The sequence below is a fragment of the Proteiniphilum sp. genome, assembly GCF_034927365.1.
Classification (GTDB): Bacteria; Bacteroidota; Bacteroidia; order Bacteroidales; family Dysgonomonadaceae; genus Proteiniphilum.
This window is the reverse complement of sequence record NZ_JAYFQD010000010.1, coordinates 297,704-316,852: the sequence shown is the minus strand read 5'-3', so window position 1 is coordinate 316,852 and position 19,149 is coordinate 297,704. Positions and strand designations below refer to the sequence as shown.

Below are 19,149 nucleotides of genomic sequence, written 5' to 3'. Positions count from 1 at the left end.
TCATATGAACGCTGTCATTGTAGAAGACGAATTTGCTGCTGCGCAGAATCTTGAAAGACTTTTAAAGTCGATAGACGAAAATATAGATATTATTGCCGTATTGCAAAATGTGGATGAGAGTATAGAATGGTTTTCAACAAATAAACTACCCGATATAATCTTTATGGATATCCATCTTGCCGATGGAGATTCCTTTTCTATTTTTAAAAGCATTGAAATTCGTTGCCCGATTATTTTTATAACGGCTTATGACCAATATGCATTAAAAGCATTCGAAGTAAACAGTATCGACTATTTACTCAAGCCGGTCAGTAAAAAAAGCCTTGAAAAAGCCTTGACCAAGCTGAAAGATTTCTCGCCCAACAATAATAACTCCGATGTGATTGCGCAGATAATGAAAAGTATCCATCAGGCTGGTAGAACCCACAAAAAATGTTTTCTCATCCCGTTTAAGGATAAATTGATACCTGTTTCTTCCGACGATATTGCCTATGTTTATTCACAAAATAAAAAGGCAGTGATTACCTGCTTCAATAAACGTGATTACATGATGGATACGTCGCTCGATGATTTTTTGAAGCAATTGGATCCCGATCTGTTTTTCAGGGCAAACAGGCAATTCATTATTTCACATCAGGCCGTAACCGACCTGTCTATGTGGTTCGACGGGAAATTAGCCGTGAACCTTTCCGTTGCCACGCCCGAAAGAATTATTGTGAGCCGAACCCGAAGTGCCGATTTTAAGAAATGGTATATGAGATCGGATGATTGATATATTATTCATTCCCATCAGGAAAATAGTGGTTTTTTCAATTCTGTTAACACAATTGACGACATACCGGGCCTATGGTTACAGTCGCTATAGGTTCGGTATCGTTTTTTTACATTTCAGCGCTTAAAATAGCCATTTAGGAATTATCCTCTCTACAACCTGCACCGTTGTAGTATTACTTTGCATTGTCAAAAACGTAAATGGACTTATCCAAACAATGTTAAGAGAAAGAATAATTCAACAGGCAACACTCCTTTTTGGCCGTGATGGTATTAAAAACGTTTCTATGGACGATTTGGCATCGTCTTTAGGGATTTCAAAACGGACTATCTACATGAACTTTAAAAATAAAGAAGATATTTTGAAGAATTGTATTCATGTATATCGGGAGAACATAAGCTGTACAATGAATGAGATCATGGGACAATCAGAAAATATTATTTGTGGATGTTTACAAATTATCAATCATTATAAATACGTTCGGCTACCTGCGGCTATATTCTGGGAGGATGTCTACAAATATTATCCGGAAATTTATCAATCCATCGTGGAGGATGCAGAAAAGAGTAGTGTCTGTTTGAAACGATTACTGAAAGAAGGAATAGAAGATAATTATATCCGAAAAAATTTAAGTCTTGATGAAACTATTTCCCGGTTGGACATAAGTACTTTCATATTTATTTTCATTACTGGTATGTATTCAGTAAGTTCTTTTCTACTTCGTACAGATCTTATTTTCAATATAATGACTAATATGCTCCGTGGGATCTCTACCGATAAGGGCATCGAAATCATAGATAAATATATTGCCAGCTTACCCAATTCAAATAATTAATAATATTTTATGAGAACTACAAAAATTGGTATCGCCTTAGTGGCGATTTGTGGATTGTTCAGGTTATCTGTAGCAAATGCGCAAGAGCTCGATTCCGGGGTATTGCGTTTAGACCTGGAAACGGCTGTTCAAATTGCTTTGAGTGAAAATCCCCTGGTCAAAGTGGCCGATATGGAGATTGAGAAAAAAAACTATGCAAAAAGAAGTGCTTATGGGGCATTATTTCCTCAAATAGATCTTATTGGACAGTATCAGCGCACTTTAAAACGCCAGACGATGTACCTGGATACGGATATGAGCAGCCTTTTCGGTGGTGGCTCCATGAACCCGGGAGATCTTACTCCGGAAGAGTTAAAAGTGGCGGAAGTACTGGGAAAGTTGATGACACCCGATCCTGATAGTGCTAATGATGGTATTCAGGTAGGACGAAAAAATATATGGAACGGAACCGTGAATGTGAGCCTGCCGCTTGTTGTCCCGTCATTATGGAAAAACATCCAAATGAGTAAGGTCGACCTGGAGATGGCTGTGGAACAGTCACGCTCATCGAAGATCGACTTGACACATCAGGTAAAAAAAGCCTTTTACAGTACATTACTGGCCAAGGACAGCTATGACCTGTTCAGGGAAACCTATAGGACCGACTCATTGAATCTGTTGAATATCAAAAATAAGTTTGATCAGGGTGTCGTCGCCGAATACGATGTCATTACCGCCGATGTCCGTCTCAAAAGTATTATTCCCAATATCCTGCAATCAGAAAGCATGGTGAAGATCGCGGAGCTTCAATTGAAAATGCTGATGGGTATCGACGCCGAGCTACCGGTGGAGATTATAGGATCGCTTTCGGATTATGAAAAATGGATGTTCGAAGCCATTGTTCCCTCCGATAATAATCTGTTAGATAATAGCGATTTAAGACAGTTCGACCTACAAGCAATGCAAGCGAAGAATGCTTATGAGATGCAAAAACTCCAACGTTTGCCTACCCTTACCAGTTCTTTCAATTATTCCTATATAAGCCAGAACAACGACTTTAAATTCAATACATATCGTTGGGATCCTTATTCTGTGGTAGGTGTGACACTTGCCATCCCTATCTTTAGCGGAGGGCAACGGTATCACAATATCAAACAGTCCGAAATTCAACTGGTTCAACTGCAAGAGCAACGACATCACCTGAAACGCGGCCTGCATCTATCCGTAAAGAACAGCGTAGAGCTCATCAATAAAAGCATAGAACAGGTTGTTGCCGCCGAATCGTCTGTACAGCAGGCAAAGAAGGGATACGAAATTACCCAGAAAAGATATGAGATAGGGGCGGGGACTATCGTGGATCTGAATGCCGCCGCACTTGCGGTAACCAATGCCGAATTGCAATATCGTAACGCGATTTACGACTATCTGTCATCCCGGGCCGATTTGGAAAAAACGCTCGGCTATGACATTAACGCGATAAATTAGAACAAATAAATGAGAATAAATAATTTTAATCCGATGAAACGAAAAGTATTTCTAACATTTATGCCGCTGGCAGCCCTTCTGACACTCTCTTCATGTGGTGAAGGATCAGAAAAGAGTGAACAAACAGAAAACGTAAAAAGGAATGTTATAGTGGAAGAGGTCAGGCTGGTGCCCGTAGACCAGTTATCTTCCTTCACTGCCACTGTGGAGGCAAAAACTGTAAACCACATTACTCCCGCTATGGGAGGACGTATCAGGGCTATTCATGTGGATGTTGGCAGTCGTGTGGCCAAAGGACAGACTGTAGTGACAATGGATGCTGCCAATTATTCACAACAAGAGACACAACTGGCGACTCTTAGGCGCGATTATGAAAGATACCGTGAGTTGTATAAAGTGGGAGGTGTCTCCCGGCAACAGTTGGATCAACTGAAAACGCAGCTTGATATTGCGCAGACTGCGCTGAACACTATTGGAGAAAATACCGGATTGATAAGTCCTATAAGCGGGATCGTAACCGCCCGTAACTTTGATCCGGGTGATGTGGCTGGCGGAATGCCGATCCTGACGATCGAGAATATCAATCCGGCCAAAATAGTGGTCAATGTGTCGGAATCATATTATAGTAAAGTGTCTCAGGGAATGCCCGCTTCAATAGTAGTGGATGCATTGGAGGGAGAGACTTTCGAAGGAAAAGTGTCTCTGATATATCCTACGCTAAACCCTGTTTCCCGTACTTTTCCCGTGGAGATTGAAGTGAACAACGCTGACCAGCGCCTTCGTCCGGGAATGTTTTCACGTGTAACGCTTAACTTCGGTACCAATGAGCGTCCGCTCGTCACCGACCTGGCCGTCTTGAAACAATCCGGGTCCAATGACCGGTATGTTTTTTTGGAAAAAGATGGAAAGGCCCTCTATACAAAAGTAGAGTTGGGAACCCGAATCGGGGATAAATATGAAATAGTATCGGGCTTACATATTGGTGACCGTGTGATCGTACAGGGAAATACCGGATTGATTGAAGGGACCGAAGTTAGAGTAACACAATGAATTTGAAAAGAAGCGGAGAATTTAGGAAGCGGAGAAATAATTCCCGAATCTCAAATCCCAAATAAAATAATCGTATGAAGATATATGAAACCGCGGTCAAGAATCCTGTCGGGACTTCTTTGATCTTTATTGGTATCGTGCTTATCGGGATAATGTTTTACCGGCAGCTTCCGGTTGACTTGTTGCCCGAATTGGATGTGAATATGGCATCGGTGATGACTGCTTATCCCGGTGCAGGTGCGGAAGATGTGGAAACAAACGTTACCCGTCCGTTGGAAAATGTGTTGAACTCTACAGAAAATATCAAACAGGTTACTTCTACTTCGAAAGATGGAATATCCGTGATAATACTTGAGTTCAATTGGGGGACAGACATGAACAATATCATGAATGATATCAGGGATAAGTTGGATTTGATATCCAGTTCCTTACCTGCCGGTACCACTGATCCCATGATTTTAAAATTCAGTACTGATATGGTGCCGGTAATAGTCCTCTCTGCAACGGCAAATGAGAGCGCGAATGCATTATATAAAATCCTTGATGATCAGATAGCTGCTCCTCTCAACAGGGTATCGGGCGTAGGAACTGTTTCCATCTCCGGAGCGCCGCAGCGTGAAGTGCAGGTGAATGTGATACCCGAAAAACTGGAAGCATACAATATTCCCCTGGAACAGATCGCCCAGAAAATTGCTGCGGAAAATGTGAACGTTCCTGCCGGAAATCTCGAAGTAGGATCGCAAACCTATATGTTGCGCCTTCAGGGAGAGATAGCCGAGAGTAGAGAGTTGAATAACATAGTGATCGGAACCAACCAGGGGCAATCCATTTATCTGAAAGATGTAGCCGTAGTACGCGATACCGTTCAGTCAAATATAATGGAGAGTTATACCAACGGGCAACGCAGTGCGACTATCATGATCCAAAAACAGACAGGAGCAAATACGGTAGCTATTGCGAAAGCAGTGCGACAACAGCTTCCTGAACTTCAGAAGAATCTCCCTCCCGATATTCAACTGGTAACGGTAATAGACACTTCGGATAACGTAAAGGTTTCCATCAACAGCTTGCTTGAAACCATCCTGCTTGCCCTTATTATTGTTGGCCTTGTCGTCTTATTATTCCTGGGGCGATGGAGAGCTACTGTAATTATCATGGTCGCCATTCCCATTTCACTCATCGGCTCGTTCATCTATTTGTATATCACGGGAAACACCATCAATATTATTTCGTTGTCGGCTCTTTCGATCTGTATCGGTATGGTAGTGGATGACGCAATAGTGGTGCTGGAGAATATTACCACTCATATTGAACGGGGTAGTCGTCCCCGGCAAGCGGCGGTATATGGTACTGAGGAGGTATCGCTTTCTGTAATTGCTTCTACATTGACCATTATCGCGGCTTTCCTGCCGATGACTCTGGTCGGCGGTCTTGCAGGGATGATGTTCAAACAACTGGGATGGATGGTGACCATCATCATCACTCTTTCAATGATTATTGCCTTGACGTTAACACCGATGATGAGCTCCAAAATGTTGAGATCGACGAAAGAAGCGAAAGTGAGTAAATTCAATAAATGGTATAACAGGTATATCCTTCCGTTACTCGACAAATTAGACATAGCTTACGGTAGGTTGGTGAACAGGGCGGTAAGAAAACGTGGCCTGACATTAGGTGTGATCATAGCCGTATTCATAGTAGGAACTATAGTATCGGCAGTGACACTTAAAACCGAGTTTATGCCGAGCTCCGATAACAATTCCATTGGAGTGACCGTGGAATTGCCTACAGGGACAAGGATGGAATTAGCCCGTGCCACGGGTCAACGGATCAATAAATTAATAGAAGAGGAATACCCTGAGATAGAGATCAACTCTTTTACTGTGGGACAGGCGGATGAAGATAATATTTTTGCATCCATCCAAGATAACGGGCCGCATATTTTAAGTTTTAATATCCGCACGAAGGAAGCCAGGTTCAGGAAAAGATCTATTTATGATATTTCGGATAAGTTGCGTAGTGACCTTGCCGCTATTCCGGCAATCAGCCACTTTGTAGTGACTCCCGGAGGAAATATGGGGGGCATAGGTGGCGGGAGCACGATAGATGTGGAAATTTATGGGTATGATTTTACTGAAACCGATCATCTTGCCGCAGAAGTAGAATCTAAATTACAAAATATACAAGGATTACGTGATGTGGCCGTCTCCCGTCAGGATTATCGTATGGAATACCAGATTGAGTTCGACAGGGAAAAATTGTCACTCAATGGGTTAAGTATGGGAACTGCTGCCGGCGCTGTCAGGAACCGGATAAACGGGCTGACAATGACACATCTCCGTGAAGAAGGCGAAGAGTATGATATCCGTGTACGCTACGATGAACAATCGCGCCAATCCATAGAGGATGTTGAAAATATATTGATATACAATCCAATGGGTGTGGGTGTACGTGTGCGGGATTTGGGAAAAGTGGTGGAAAATTCTTCACTGCCTGAGATCGACCGTAAAGATCGCCAGCGGATAGTGACTGTGAGCGGTTCTATCCATAACCGAGCGTTGAGCGATGTAGCCGCAGATGTGAATAACGCCATTTCAACATTGGACATTCCAACGGGAATACAAGTGGAGGTCGGCGGCTCGATTGAAGACCAGCAGGAGGCATTCTCCGAGTTGACGATGCTGATAGTTATCGTTATCCTGTTGGTGTATATTGTAATGGCATCCCAGTTCGAATCGCTAACATATCCCTTCATTATTATCCTATCCATTCCGTTCGCGTTTATAGGTTCATTGCTGTTTCTTGCGATCGCCGGTGAACCGCTTGGTATTATGGGACTTATTGGACTGGTCATGCTTGTGGGGATGGTGGTGAAGAATGGTATCTTGCTGATTGACTATATCAACCTGAACCGGGAGCGGGGAATGTCTATTATCACAGCAGTGGTACACGGCGGTCGTTCGAGGTTGCGTCCCGTATTGATGACTACCCTTACCGTAATTTTGGGGATGATTCCGTTGGCTATCGGCACTGGCCAGGGTTCTGAAATGTGGCAGTCGCTTGGTATCTCTATTATCGGGGGGATGACATTTTCAACGATTGTAACACTTGTCCTTATTCCCACACTCTATTCGGTTTTCGGTGGAAACGGAGTGAGACGGCAACGTAAAAAGCATTACGAGAGAATTTCCAGACACAATCAAACCCTAACCATTATTAAACAAGGAGAAAAATGAAAGCAGTAATGATAACATTAGACCAGGCGCACTACGATGAGATTGTGGGCGACTTGAATTCACTCAATATACGCGGATTCACTTCATGGAAAGAGGTGCACGGACGTGGAAGCAAGAAGGGGGAGCCGCATTACGGTTCACATGCATGGCCGGCTTTGAATAATGCTATCCTCACTATGGTAGAGGATGACAGGGTGAAGCTGTTGCTGGACTACCTGAGGAAGCTCGATGAAGAGTCGCCCAACCTGGGACTTCGTGCTTTTGTCTGGAATATTGAGGATATGATGTAATTGAGTCTTAATGATAAATCTCGAGGGGGCGTTACTGGAAAGTGGCGCCTTTTTCTATTATCGTATTTATAAGGAGGAAGAAGACACTGTGGAAAGTACAGGATAGGATTTGATTCAACCGGTTCGGTGCTGCTATTTTCAACTTTGGCAGGTAAAAATCCAGTTTGGGTAACATTCTGGAGCTATAGCCGGAAATGAGGCTATATCTTTGTCTCATTAAACAAGAGAAAAGAAAATAGTTTTATTAATCACTTAATTATTTAGAAAAATGAAAAAGATGTTTTTAGTATGCTTGTCAGTATTGATGATAACAGGGTTGGTAACAGTGAATGCTCAAACTCCTATATTTTATGGTGTGAAGGCCGACGCAAATATGTCGAACTTTTTATTGACCGATTTGGATAATCAGTCAAGCACAATGAAATTAGGACCTGCACTCGGTGGATTTATGAATATTGGCGTACATCAGAATTTCTCCATCCAACCCGAAGTGATGTTCTTCTACCGTAATTCCAAAATGGAAACCGGAAATGTAGAAGATGATTTCAGACAATGGGGAATACAGGTACCGGTTTATTTCCTGGGACAAACCCATACTGGTAATGGTAAATTTTATGGTGGTGTAGGTCCCTATCTGGGATTTGGTTTCGATGCCCGTTACAAAGATGCTGATAAAGACCTCTACAAGGAGGTGAATGACAAAACTGATATGAACCGGTGGGATTTTGGACTGGGAGCGCTAGTAGGTTATGAATTCAATAATGGTGTTCAGATTAATGCCGGATACCAGATCGGATTGTTGGATCAATTAGATGCCCTCAAAGACGACGCCACCATGCGTACCCAGACCGTAAGCCTTGGCATTGGCTATCGCTTCTAAAGAGATCCTGACGGAAAAGAGATTGCCTCGATCCTCAACATCAATACCCCAACCATGCAGGATTGCCGGCAATAGGATTGCATCGCACGCTTGATGGGATAAAGGTGAAAGTTGGAGTAGAGGCAATTTCCTCGAATAGGAAAGAATGTTAGTACTTATTTCATCCGATGATATTACATATGTTTACTCGCAGAATAAGAAGGTGGAAATTGTCTGTTTCAGTAAACGGGAGTTCACCATGGATAATTCGCTCGACGACTTTTTGGCACAGCTCGATCCGGAGCGATTCTTCAGGGCAAACAGGCAATTCATTATCTCGCACAAAGCGATAACCGACCTGTAGACGTGGTTCGACGGGAAACGGACTGTCAACCTTTCTGTTGCCCCCCGAAAGGATTATCGTAAGTCTGGGCCGTACCGGCGATTTTAAGAAATAGTATATGAGAACAGAAGACTGAATTATGATCAATCTGTCCACCACTTTCCGGTAGGATGAACGAAATGAACCCATCTGACGTTTATCTGTAAAACGTTCAAAAAAATATGGCAATCATCAAAAGTATCCTCGATACTGATTTGTATAAATTTACCACCGGTTATGCCTATTCAAAGCTCTTCCCCAGGGCTTACGGCGAGTTTGAATTTATCGACCGCAGCAACGGTGATTATCCGGAAGGTTTTGACCTGCTGCTGAGGAAGGAACTGGAAGAAATGTCGCACCTCACGCTCACCAAAGAGGAGGAGGCGTTTGTAAGGCGACAGATGCCTTACCTTCCGCCCATTTATATCGATTTTCTGAAAGGGTTCCGTTTCGACCCTTCTGAAGTGGAGATTTCCATGGAGGGAAGCAAGTTGCATATAAAAGCGCTGGGATTACTTTACCGTGTGACCCTTTGGGAAACGCCTATCCTGGCAACGGTCTCCGAACTCTACTTCCGTGAGACGGGGCGTTATCCCGACCTGAAATATATGGAGGAAGTGACTGTGGAAAAGGCGAAAAAGATGCAGGAACATAATCTTACCGTCTCTCTTTTTGGTATGCGGCGGCGATTCAGCGTCGATGTGGAGGACCGGGTGACGGGTCTGCTGAAACAGCATGCCGGCACCAGCCTCTACGGCACCAGCAACGTCTATATGGCGTTTAAACATAATCTGAACGTGTCGGGCACCCATCCACACGAATGGGTGCAGTTCCACGGGTCGATCTACGGTTATAAGATGGCTAACTACATGTCGATGGAGAACTGGATCAATGTCTATGACGGCGATCTGGGTACCGTGCTGACCGATACCTATACTACTGATGTCTTCCTGCGTAACTTCAGTAAGAAGCACGCGTCGCTCTTCACCAGCCTCCGGCAAGACAGTGGTGAGCCATTGGTGTTTGTTGACAAGGCAATCCGACGTTATGAGGAGCTGCGGGTCAATCCCAAACTGAAATATATTGTCTTTTCCGACAGCCTGAATGTGGAAAAGGCCATCCAGATAAAAGAATATTGCGGCGACCGCATCGGCGCCACTTTCGGGATCGGTACCAACCTCACAGCCGATGTGGGGAACGAAATCAAAGGGATGAATATCGTGATGAAACTGTTCCGATGCAAGATGACGCCCCGGGAGGAGTGGCAGGAGTGCATCAAACTGTCGGATGTGGAAGGAAAGCATACCGGCAGCGAACGTGAGATCGCCATTGCCCAGGCGGTATTGGGGTTATAAATGAGTTATTTTTCGCATGTCGTATAATTATCCTATTTTTGTGCATCATAAAAAAACTTTGGGATGTATAAAATATTACAAACAGGACTAATCTGGATATTGTTATTGGTTACTGCATCTTGTGCCAATAATCCTTCGAAAAACGAGGGCGAATACCGGGTACGTTTTAAAACCACGTCGGGAGAGATTATCGTGAAACTGTACGAAGAAACACCTGCTCACCGGGATAATTTCATAAAATTGGTCAACAGTGGTTTTTACGACGGAGTTATTTTCCATCGTGTCATTAAAAACTTTATGATTCAGGCGGGCGACCCTTTGACCAAAAACGCCAAACCGGGTGAAGCTGTTGGAGAGGGTGAAGTCAATTATACCATTCCCGCCGAATTTGTATATCCCGCGCGTTATCACAAACGGGGAGCATTGGCTGCCGCAAGACACGGCAATGAAGAGAATCCGGAAAGAAATTCGTCGGGTTGCCAGTTTTATATCGTCTGGGGGGAGAAGTTATCGGAAGAGGGATTGAATGCTGAAGAGAAAAAAATATTTGCCCGTGAGGAAGAGAAACTTTTCCGTGTCAAAGTCGCTGCAAAGCAGGAAGAGATAAACCGTTACCGGTCGGAAAAGAATCAGGAAAAACTGGATGAATTGCGCGACAATATCTTATCGGAGGTTCATCACGAACTGGACAGTACACAGATTTACAAATTTACACCACAGCAACGGATCGATTATACCAAACAAGGAGGAACGCCCCATCTGGATAATGAATACACCGTGTTCGGCGAGGTGGTGAAAGGATTGGACGTGGTGGGCAAAATTTCGGATGCCGGTACCGATGAAAAGGACAGACCGCTACGGGATGTGAAAATTATCTCCGCAAGAGTGATAAAAAGCAAATAGACCCATTAATAGAAAAAGCTATACATGTACTCGCTTCTGTTTCCTGCTCCGTCAACGGTATTAAAAGTGAATACCTGCTGTTGCCCTTTTATCAACCGACTGTCATCGAATTGGTAGGTATAGACCGATGATTTGCTGTCGTGTGTGAACAATATATAATCACCATTGATTTCTCCCCTGAACGATGCGATGCCGCTCTTGTTGTCACTTAACCGGATGCGGATCCGTTTCTGCGCTACCCATGCGTCGGGTTCAATGGGTGTTATTGCAGGAGAAATAGTGTCAGCCGATATGGCATACCGGTCGCCCAGTTCCCGGATGCCCACCGAAACACCTCCACGTACATACTCTCCCCCAATCCAGCTCTCCGATCCATTGTCGTTGACCCTGACGATACCATAATTGTTTTTGTTGATCAATGTATCGGTATGCATGCCGATCCACATGGTCGCACGATCGTGTAACGGTACGGGAGTGTTGTTTACCCGGTGCAGGTCGGAGTAATGGCTTTGGCTTCTGGCGGCAGAGTATGAAAAGCAGATATCATCATACAGGTTCCCTTTTGGAATTTGCAACTGAAAGCCGGTGCTCATATAGGAATTATAGAGGTTCCATTCCATCCACCGGCTACATTCGGGTCTGGGAGGAATGAGCTGTGATTTTCCGTTGACGGTGAAATAGTAGGTGAGCCTGTTCCCGTAATGATCCTCCAATTCATACCGCAAGCGGTAGGCTCTCTCCTCGTTTATATCGATATATCCGTTGTTTTTAGCTTCATAGAAGGAAAGGGTATTGCCGGGTTCGATAAACGATTTCATAAAGAAAGAGTTACGACTTCTCCACTCTTCAAAGTCTACAAAACTGTTTAGCATACGTGTATCAGCGAATGAGTATCGATTGATGGTACTGCTGAATATTTGTTGATCATCCAGGAAAAGACGAATATGTTTCACTCCATAAATATTGCTTTGGCCATCCATCCGGTCGTAAGCTTTTACTGCTATGCCAATCCGTCCCCATGCGTCAATACTTGTTCCCAATGCGGAAGGGTTGCCGGCTTTGTCTTTACCGATATTAAGCCTGACAGGGTTAGTACTGCCATTGATCACCCCTTTTTCGATTGCCGGATAGAAGGCGATCCCCTGCACAACCGGTTTTTGGGTGTCGGGTATTCTGGACAGGAATTCCAGTGCGTCCATAGGATCTTCCGTATGAGTATCCCGGATTTCAAAGTGTAAATGTGGCCCTCCCGAACTGCCGGTATTACCGCTCAAAGCGATCTGTTCTCCCTTTTTGACCGGGAACATGCCCGGCTCGGGGTAGAGGGTAATATTAAATCTCTCCTGCAGATACTGCTGTTCCTTTACCCATTCCGTAATCTCTCCGGAGAAACTGTTGAGATGGGCGTATACACTGGTATGTCCGGTGGCGGGATGATCGACATAAATAGCCAATCCATATCCACCTGCTGAGACGCCTATACGGGATATGTACCCGTCCTCGATGGCGACAATCGGTTTATCAACCACCCGTTGTGTCTTGAAATCGATTCCCGAATGAAAGTGATTGTTCCTCAATTCACCGAAGTTGCCGCTCAATTCCGGTGGAATAGTAACGGGATTTCTGTACTGCTGTGAATAGGATAGGAGGGAACCGGTGAAAAAGAGGAAAAATATGAGTGGTCGCATTATGATAAAACTAAAAACTAAGAGTAAATATTAGAACCAAGTATTCCAGAACGTTTTTCTCCGTTCAAAAAATGCGTTGGAACATTTTGTTTCTTAAGAGAATCAAAAACCAAGACTTTGTAAGTGAAAAATTTATTTTTGACTCCTCCACTTCAGACTTCTAATTTCTTATTTCTAGCTTCTGTAGTTTCAAAAATCGTATCAATAATATCCTTCGCCACTTCGCTCTTTGATTTTAGTGAAAACGACTGCTTTTTGCCGTCGCGGGAGAGGATTGTCACTTTGTTGGTGTCATGTCCGAAGCCGGCTCCCTGATCATTCAGGGAGTTGAGTACAATAAAGTCGAAATTCTTTTCCTCCATTTTTTTTATCGCGTTAAATTCTTCGTTGTTGGTCTCCAGGGCAAAGCCGATGGTCAGCTGGTACGGTTCTTTTATTTTTCCCAGAGAGGCCGCGATATCGGGGTTGGAAGTAAGAGTGAGTGAGAACTTCTCCTTTTCCGATCGTTTTATCTTCTCTTCACTCATCTTTTCCGGGCGGTAATCAGCCACAGCAGCCGAAAAGATCGCTGCATCCACTTGTGGGAAGATATTGAACGCGGCGTCATGCATCTCTACTGCAGACTCCACATTCACCCTGGTTATATTGGGGTGTGAAACCGATAATACTGTAGGACCCGTGATTAGGAATACTTCCGCACCCCGTGAAGAACACTCTTCCGCCAGGGCAAACCCCATCTTCCCGGAAGAGAAGTTACCGATAAAACGTACCGGATCGATCCGCTCATAGGTCGGCCCGGCGGTGATCATAATTTTCTTATTGAGGAGATTGTTTCGGGTGGAGAAGAATTGTTCCAGTATGGCTACTATGTTTTCCGGCTCTTCCATCCTGCCCTTTCCTTCAAGATGACTGGCCAGTTCTCCTTCAGTGGCGTCAATGATCCACGCTCCATCATTTTTCAACTTCTCTATATTACGTTGGGTGGAAATATGTCTGTACATGTCGAGATCCATGGCCGGCGCCACAAAAACGGGTGCTTTCATCGAAAGATAAGAGGTGATCAGCATATTGTCCGCAATGCCATTGGCCATTTTTCCGATAGTGGCAGCTGTAGCCGGTGCTATAATCATCAAATCGGCCCATAATCCCAGATCTACATGGCTGTGCCAGGTGCCATCACCGGAAGTGAAAAACTCGCTGATGACTGGTCGGTCCGATAGTGCGGAAAGCGTTACCGGGGTGATAAACTCCTTTCCGGCCGGAGTAATCACAATCTGCACTTCTGCCCCCTTTTTTATCAGAAGCCGGATGAGATGGGCCGATTTATATGCCGCAATGCTCCCGGTGATCCCTAATACAATATGTTTCCCTTGAAGTGACATAAATTCTGATGTGTTGATTTACTGATTTATTGATAAGATGACGATTTGGTGATCCCGACGATTCGGGACAAGTTTTGATGATTGATGTACAAAAATAGCAAGAATCAGACTGGAAATAGCTTCATTCGGGCTACATTATTGCGTTATAATGTTAAATAAATTTAATATAATAAAAATACTTGGTACTTTGTATTGCATAATACCTTGCTTTAGGTATCTTTGCGATATAAAATGCTACAGAGATGAATATAGAAAATACGCAAAGCCAGATGAGAAAAGGAGTACTGGAATATTGTATTCTTTCCATCATCAAAAGAAGCGAGGCTTATCCCGGCGATATTATCGACGAGATGAAGGAAGCGGGGTTGCAGCTTTTGGAGGGAACCCTTTACCCTCTTCTGAATCGCTTGAAGAATGCTGGAATACTTACCTACCAATGGGTGGAAAGTACCTCGGGTCCTCCTCGCAAATATTTCCGTTTGACGGAGAAGGGCAATGAGTTTTATATCCTCCTGCAGGCTACATGGGATGAGTTGGCAACCGGAGTTAATACCCTCACGCAAAAGAGGGATGAGTCACATGAAAATCAATCAGTATAGAATCCATATGAAGAAAGTAATCAACATTAATTTTCAAGGACAGGTGATTGCCATAGAGGAAACTGCTTATGAGATACTGGAGCAGTATATTGGTAGTCTCAAGACCTATTTTTCGCGTGAAGAGGGTGGCGACGAGATTGTAAACGATATTGAATGCCGTATCGCTGAACTGTTTGGCAACCGGTTGAAGCATGGCATCAACTGCATCACCGATGAAGATGTGAACGCCGTGATTAATAGTATCGGCAAGCCACAGGAATTTGATTCGGATTATGAAGAGGAAGTCATTTCAGGCTATCAACGTCCATCATCCCAATCGGGTACGGGAACCTCAGGTGCGCCCAGGAATGAGCCGCCGCCATTCGACGGTGAACGTCAAGGACTGTATAGGAATAACGGTGACCGGATAATTGGAGGTGTTTGTGGTGGATTAGCGCACTATTTCAAAACTGACCCTGTATGGATACGGCTTCTGTTTGTACTGTTTTTCGGATTTCTTTTTTGGGTTTACATTGTTTTATGGATCGTTTTAAAACCTAAAATGCTGGAATCTAATGTCTCCAAGCGACTTTACCGGAATCCCAATGACCGTATTATCGGTGGGGTGTGCGGCGGCATCGCAGCCTATTTCCGGATAGATTCCTGGATCCCCCGTCTCTTGTTCCTTTTGCCGCTTGTGCTGAATATGATCGGGATGATCTCCTTCTTCCCGTTGAACCGGATCTTTGATAATGTGAGTTTCAATTGGAATATCAATTCGAGCCTGCTGGTTATCTATGTTGTCCTTTGGGTGATTATACCGGTGGCAAGGACGGTGAAACAGAAACTGGAAATGATGGGTGAAGAGGATTATATCCGTTCCATCCGGGAAAAGGTGAGCGACAATGTAGCGAGTTCGAGAAGCCGCACTATCAATGACGGGTACTCCCGTTCAACAGATGGCTATTCTCGTTCTACTAAAGATACAAAAGATGTTTACCACTTCGCAGAGTCAGGAGTGGAGGGTGATGCGGGTGAAACAACCACAATGGAGGATATGCCTCCAGAACCACCGCTCTCTGAACGTCGTGCCGTCTCGATGCCTCCGGAGCGCTCCGGATGCCTGAATGTGCTGGTCATCTTTGTAAAGATCATTTTCTTCTCTTTTGTGGGACTCTGCTTGCTGGCGTTGGTTTCCATTTTTATCGGCTTGTTGGTGACCGGCAATCACCTCTCACCGTTGAAGTCTCTGTTTATTGATCCCGGTTATGAGAATACTTTGCTCTTTATGGCGTTGGGACTGCTCTTTGTAGTACCTGTCGTCGCTGCTGTTACATGGATCATACGCCGTGCCATGAAAGCCAAATCACGTCCGGCTATCGGAATTGTCGTCTCTGTGCTCTGGATTGCCGGCCTGGTGATATCGGGTATATTGGGAACAAGGATAGCTAACAAGTTCAGCGTGGAAAGCTCAAGTGAACGGACCGTGGCAATAGCACCGGTAAGTTCCAATAAGATGTATGTGGAGATGCAACCCTATGATGAAGATTATGCTGAATTCAAGACGGGATATGGGCCCGGAGCTAATATCGACGAACTACCTTATACCAATATCAGCGAAGATTCGCTTCTTTTTGATAACATTAACGTACTGATAGGCAAAAGTAACGATTCGCTGTTTCACGTGCGGGTTATATCGGCTATACACGGAAGGGATCTGCGATCTGCCAAAGCCGATATATCGCAGTTTACCTATGATATTGCGCAGATGGATTCGCTGTTGTTACTACCTGAATTTTTATCGGTACCTGTGGAGCAGGGATTCAGAAATCAGAGCATCACTGTAGAAATATCGGTACCTGCCGGAAAGACGATTGAGATGAGTGAAGCGTTGCGGGATTATAAAGACAACAGGCCTCCGGCTGTCGTACGCAAGCGGATCCGGCATTACTCAGGCAATAGCAATTATCTGCCGGTAGATCCGGTTGAAGAGGGCGATACTTATCTGACTTTTTCTGCTGATTCGTTATAAATATACTTTACTTTCCATAATGATTCGAGGGGCCGTTCCATAGGGGAGCGGTTTTCTTTTTAAATGGCGACATCCATTTCCTCAAAACGGGCCGCGGCATTCAAAAAATGAGCGGTTATCCAGAATACTGTCCAGCTTTCGGAATAACCCCCACGAAGCTTGTGTACATTCGACATGTCACCGTGCTGTGCGAAATTGGTCTGTTGCAGTTGTTCACCCTGACTGCCATACGGGTTGGTCAACTGGTAACAACTGCGAAACATTACCGGTGCCAGCTTTTTTAATCTTTCATCCTTCAGATAGACTCCCATTTTATATACTTCGGGGGCAAACAATACACCATATACATCTATGTGTTGGTTTTGAGGAGAAACCACTGTCCATCCGGTCGTCTTGAAATTATAGTCCGCCATACGGCCGGCAGGCAACGGGATGTCCCAAACCACTACATAACTTAGGCATACATCCATCGCGTGTTTTGCCCAATCGAGATACTGTTTTTCTTTTGTTCGTTCGTACAGTTCGAGAAATCCCTGGAAAGCGGCCCACGATCCCTCCTTGTCTTCACAGGTAGCATCCAGCGTCCCTCCCCAGTAGCACCCATCCATGGTGAGATGGCGATTGGCATATAATTCTGCCGCTTTGACGGCTGCTTTTTTATAGGTTGCATTGTTGAACAATTGTGAAGCGATCGCCAATGGGGCAATGTAAAAACCTTCCGCAGTGGAGTGGGGGTTCCAGTCATCACGAAGGATCCGTTTGCTTTGTCCATCGCATACTTTGCGGAGAAATTTCTCCCATTTCTCCGTTCGATAGTTTTTATTTTTTCGTGCTGTCTCTATCGCTTTGGAAAAATTATACATCGCCTGTCCGCAGGAAACGTGGTCACCACCATGAAATTTCTTGTCAGTAACATGGTAGCCGACAGGAAACATGCCTTTTCCATCTACCGGATAAGTGGTCAAAAAATCGAGAGAACGCTGTACCCTATCCCTTATGCTGGTATCATTCAACCGTTGTGCCAATACTTGCAACGCATAACCCGGAGAGTCGGCCTGTCCGCACCATCCCATCACAAGGTCTTTCTGAAGGGAAAGATCGTACATGCCAAAACCGCAGGCAGCCTCCTCTTCGATCCATCGTGTTTTAGCAAAACGATATTTGCCTTCGATGATCGTCTGGAAATCATCAAAACGATCCACATTATAGGGCTTATGTAAATCCAATGAGGTATATAACGGCTGTTGGAATCCGCTTCCTTCCCTTTCGATCGGGTATAGCTGGATGAAAAATTCTTTTTCGATGATCCTTCCGGGCTCGAGGGAGAGATAAGTGTCGCTGTATTTCATTGGAGTTCTTTGCAATGCTTTGGCTACACTCCGTTGGCCGTTATAACCGATCGGCCCCGAATAGAGTACAAATTCGGTATATCCGTCGTAGGCTTCAATCCCCATCGACCACCATTGATCGTTGAGTAGGGCACCCCGAACCGGACTGGGAGTGGTGTGAATTGCTGCAGCATGTTTTTCAGCATTGTTTTCAAGCATGGCGAAAGGCATTGGGTAACGGTGGTCTTCAAAGATGGCAAATTCTCCGGGCTGCCCTGTGTAAACGGGGATAATATCGGGATTCACTTTCGCACCCATTTTGTTCCCGTAATATAAGATGCTGGGGATAAGCGGCTTCAATCCGTTGCCCTTCATCTGGAACCGTACCGAGAGGGTTGCATGATGTAATGTATCTGCTCCCTTCCATTCAAAACGGCGTACACATTTTAGCAATCCGTTATCAAACTTGCGGTATGAATCCCTTAATAGCATTTCACCTTCGGGCAATACAATTTTTCCCGAGAGGATCGTCCAGTCACCCGATTGCTGTATTTCCGTGGGGTTCGTATGCACCCAGTCCGACATCCATTCGTTGTCCCAACCTGTGGCTACCGACCATAATCCTTCGTCGGGAGCCATTATTACGACTTTTCCGTCGAAAGAGATCCGGGGAAGGTGATTGTCAAACGAAACCGTTTGACTCCGGATGAAAAAAGAAGTGGTCACAATAAGAGCGATCAATGCAGTCAGATGTTTCATAGGGCAATAAATTATTAATTTGGATTACGAAGATATACAATCTATTCGTTACAAACAATGATTATTCTTTTGGATGTAGGTTAGAAACAGTTGCTTCTCTCTCAGGATATATTACCTCGGATATGGATTATTCCTGTGCTGGCAGCCTATTTGAAATTAATTGTAAAAAATTCGTTCAGGAATAAAAAAACTATTATCTTTGCATCCGCAATTCAGGAGCAGGTCAAGTCCTCTCC

Annotated in this window: 15 protein-coding genes; 12 read left to right on the top strand and 3 right to left on the bottom strand. The window is 44.4% G+C overall.

Annotation, left to right across the window (positions count from 1 at the left end; all coding sequences use genetic code 11):
• Window positions 1–4: 4 nt before the first annotated feature.
• The 10 genes from VB073_RS08525 (at window position 5) to VB073_RS08480 (ending at window position 11,146) form a co-directional block, all read left to right on the top strand.
• Complete coding sequence (locus tag VB073_RS08525; RefSeq protein WP_323403736.1) at window positions 5–772, top strand: LytTR family DNA-binding domain-containing protein; 768 nt, start codon at window positions 5–7, stop codon at window positions 770–772.
• 217 nt (window positions 773–989) lie between these two features.
• A complete protein-coding gene (locus VB073_RS08520) occupies window positions 990–1,607 on the top strand; it encodes a TetR/AcrR family transcriptional regulator (protein ID WP_323403735.1) in 618 nt (205 codons plus the stop codon).
• Window positions 1,608–1,616: 9 nt separating this feature from the next.
• Window positions 1,617–3,071, top strand: a complete 1,455-nt coding sequence (locus VB073_RS08515) for a TolC family protein (RefSeq protein WP_323403734.1) — start codon at window positions 1,617–1,619, stop codon at window positions 3,069–3,071.
• A 33-nt stretch (window positions 3,072–3,104) separates the two neighbouring features.
• Entirely contained in the window at window positions 3,105–4,121 is a 1,017-nt protein-coding gene (locus VB073_RS08510) for an efflux RND transporter periplasmic adaptor subunit (protein WP_323403733.1), read from the top strand.
• 74 nt (window positions 4,122–4,195) lie between these two features.
• Complete coding sequence (locus VB073_RS08505) at window positions 4,196–7,357, top strand: efflux RND transporter permease subunit (protein ID WP_323403732.1); 3,162 nt, start codon at window positions 4,196–4,198, stop codon at window positions 7,355–7,357.
• On the top strand, window positions 7,354–7,647 hold the full coding sequence (locus tag VB073_RS08500) for a PG0541 family transporter-associated protein (RefSeq protein WP_323403731.1): 294 nt from the start codon (window positions 7,354–7,356) through the stop codon (window positions 7,645–7,647). The genes VB073_RS08505 and VB073_RS08500 overlap by 4 nt, the downstream gene beginning before the upstream one ends.
• Before the next feature lie 268 nt (window positions 7,648–7,915).
• A complete protein-coding gene (locus VB073_RS08495; protein ID WP_323403730.1) occupies window positions 7,916–8,527 on the top strand; it encodes a porin family protein in 612 nt (203 codons plus the stop codon).
• Between the two features lie 145 nt (window positions 8,528–8,672).
• Window positions 8,673–8,870 carry a LytTR family DNA-binding domain-containing protein gene (locus VB073_RS08490; protein ID WP_323403729.1) on the top strand — a complete coding sequence of 66 codons (198 nt, stop codon included), beginning with the start codon at window positions 8,673–8,675 and terminating at the stop codon, window positions 8,868–8,870.
• Window positions 8,871–9,070: 200 nt separating this feature from the next.
• Window positions 9,071–10,243, top strand: a complete 1,173-nt coding sequence (gene pncB / locus VB073_RS08485; RefSeq protein WP_323403728.1) for a nicotinate phosphoribosyltransferase — start codon at window positions 9,071–9,073, stop codon at window positions 10,241–10,243.
• Window positions 10,244–10,306: 63 nt separating this feature from the next.
• Entirely contained in the window at window positions 10,307–11,146 is an 840-nt protein-coding gene (locus tag VB073_RS08480) for a peptidylprolyl isomerase (protein WP_323403727.1), read from the top strand.
• A 5-nt stretch (window positions 11,147–11,151) separates the two neighbouring features.
• On the opposite strand, the gene VB073_RS08475 is transcribed toward VB073_RS08480, so the two are convergent.
• Together VB073_RS08475 and coaBC are read right to left on the bottom strand one after the other, a co-directional pair.
• Complete coding sequence (locus VB073_RS08475) at window positions 11,152–12,834, bottom strand: M23 family metallopeptidase (protein ID WP_323403726.1); 1,683 nt, start codon at window positions 12,832–12,834, stop codon at window positions 11,152–11,154.
• A 152-nt stretch (window positions 12,835–12,986) separates the two neighbouring features.
• Window positions 12,987–14,216 carry a bifunctional phosphopantothenoylcysteine decarboxylase/phosphopantothenate--cysteine ligase CoaBC gene (gene coaBC / locus VB073_RS08470; RefSeq protein ID WP_323403725.1) on the bottom strand — a complete coding sequence of 410 codons (1,230 nt, stop codon included), beginning with the start codon at window positions 14,214–14,216 and terminating at the stop codon, window positions 12,987–12,989.
• Between the two features lie 242 nt (window positions 14,217–14,458).
• Between coaBC and VB073_RS08465 the strand changes: the two genes are divergently transcribed.
• Both VB073_RS08465 and VB073_RS08460 read left to right on the top strand, forming a co-directional pair.
• Window positions 14,459–14,815 carry a PadR family transcriptional regulator gene (locus tag VB073_RS08465; protein WP_323403724.1) on the top strand — a complete coding sequence of 119 codons (357 nt, stop codon included), beginning with the start codon at window positions 14,459–14,461 and terminating at the stop codon, window positions 14,813–14,815.
• Between the two features lie 7 nt (window positions 14,816–14,822).
• Complete coding sequence (locus VB073_RS08460) at window positions 14,823–16,826, top strand: PspC domain-containing protein (protein ID WP_323403723.1); 2,004 nt, start codon at window positions 14,823–14,825, stop codon at window positions 16,824–16,826.
• Between the two features lie 59 nt (window positions 16,827–16,885).
• Here the strand turns inward: VB073_RS08460 and VB073_RS08455 are convergent, their stop codons facing one another.
• Complete coding sequence (locus VB073_RS08455) at window positions 16,886–18,913, bottom strand: hypothetical protein (protein WP_323403722.1); 2,028 nt, start codon at window positions 18,911–18,913, stop codon at window positions 16,886–16,888.
• Between the last annotated feature and the right edge of the window lie 236 nt (window positions 18,914–19,149).

Excerpts from the sequence above, each read along its gene's own strand:
- VB073_RS08525 (WP_323403736.1), top strand. The coding sequence starts at position 5 with ATGAACGCTGTCATTGTAGAAGACGAATTTGCTGCTGCGCAGAATCTT.
- VB073_RS08520 (WP_323403735.1), top strand. The coding sequence starts at position 990 with ATGTTAAGAGAAAGAATAATTCAACAGGCAACACTCCTTTTTGGCCGT.
- VB073_RS08515 (WP_323403734.1), top strand. The coding sequence starts at position 1,617 with ATGAGAACTACAAAAATTGGTATCGCCTTAGTGGCGATTTGTGGATTG.
- VB073_RS08510 (WP_323403733.1), top strand. The coding sequence starts at position 3,105 with ATGAAACGAAAAGTATTTCTAACATTTATGCCGCTGGCAGCCCTTCTG.
- VB073_RS08505 (WP_323403732.1), top strand. The coding sequence starts at position 4,196 with ATGAAGATATATGAAACCGCGGTCAAGAATCCTGTCGGGACTTCTTTG.
- VB073_RS08500 (WP_323403731.1), top strand. The coding sequence starts at position 7,354 with ATGAAAGCAGTAATGATAACATTAGACCAGGCGCACTACGATGAGATT.
- VB073_RS08495 (WP_323403730.1), top strand. The coding sequence starts at position 7,916 with ATGAAAAAGATGTTTTTAGTATGCTTGTCAGTATTGATGATAACAGGG.
- VB073_RS08490 (WP_323403729.1), top strand. The coding sequence starts at position 8,673 with ATGTTAGTACTTATTTCATCCGATGATATTACATATGTTTACTCGCAG.
- pncB (WP_323403728.1), top strand. The coding sequence starts at position 9,071 with ATGGCAATCATCAAAAGTATCCTCGATACTGATTTGTATAAATTTACC.
- VB073_RS08480 (WP_323403727.1), top strand. The coding sequence starts at position 10,307 with ATGTATAAAATATTACAAACAGGACTAATCTGGATATTGTTATTGGTT.
- VB073_RS08475 (WP_323403726.1), bottom strand. The coding sequence starts at position 12,834 with ATGCGACCACTCATATTTTTCCTCTTTTTCACCGGTTCCCTCCTATCC.
- coaBC (WP_323403725.1), bottom strand. The coding sequence starts at position 14,216 with ATGTCACTTCAAGGGAAACATATTGTATTAGGGATCACCGGGAGCATT.
- VB073_RS08465 (WP_323403724.1), top strand. The coding sequence starts at position 14,459 with ATGAATATAGAAAATACGCAAAGCCAGATGAGAAAAGGAGTACTGGAA.
- VB073_RS08460 (WP_323403723.1), top strand. The coding sequence starts at position 14,823 with ATGAAGAAAGTAATCAACATTAATTTTCAAGGACAGGTGATTGCCATA.
- VB073_RS08455 (WP_323403722.1), bottom strand. The coding sequence starts at position 18,913 with ATGAAACATCTGACTGCATTGATCGCTCTTATTGTGACCACTTCTTTT.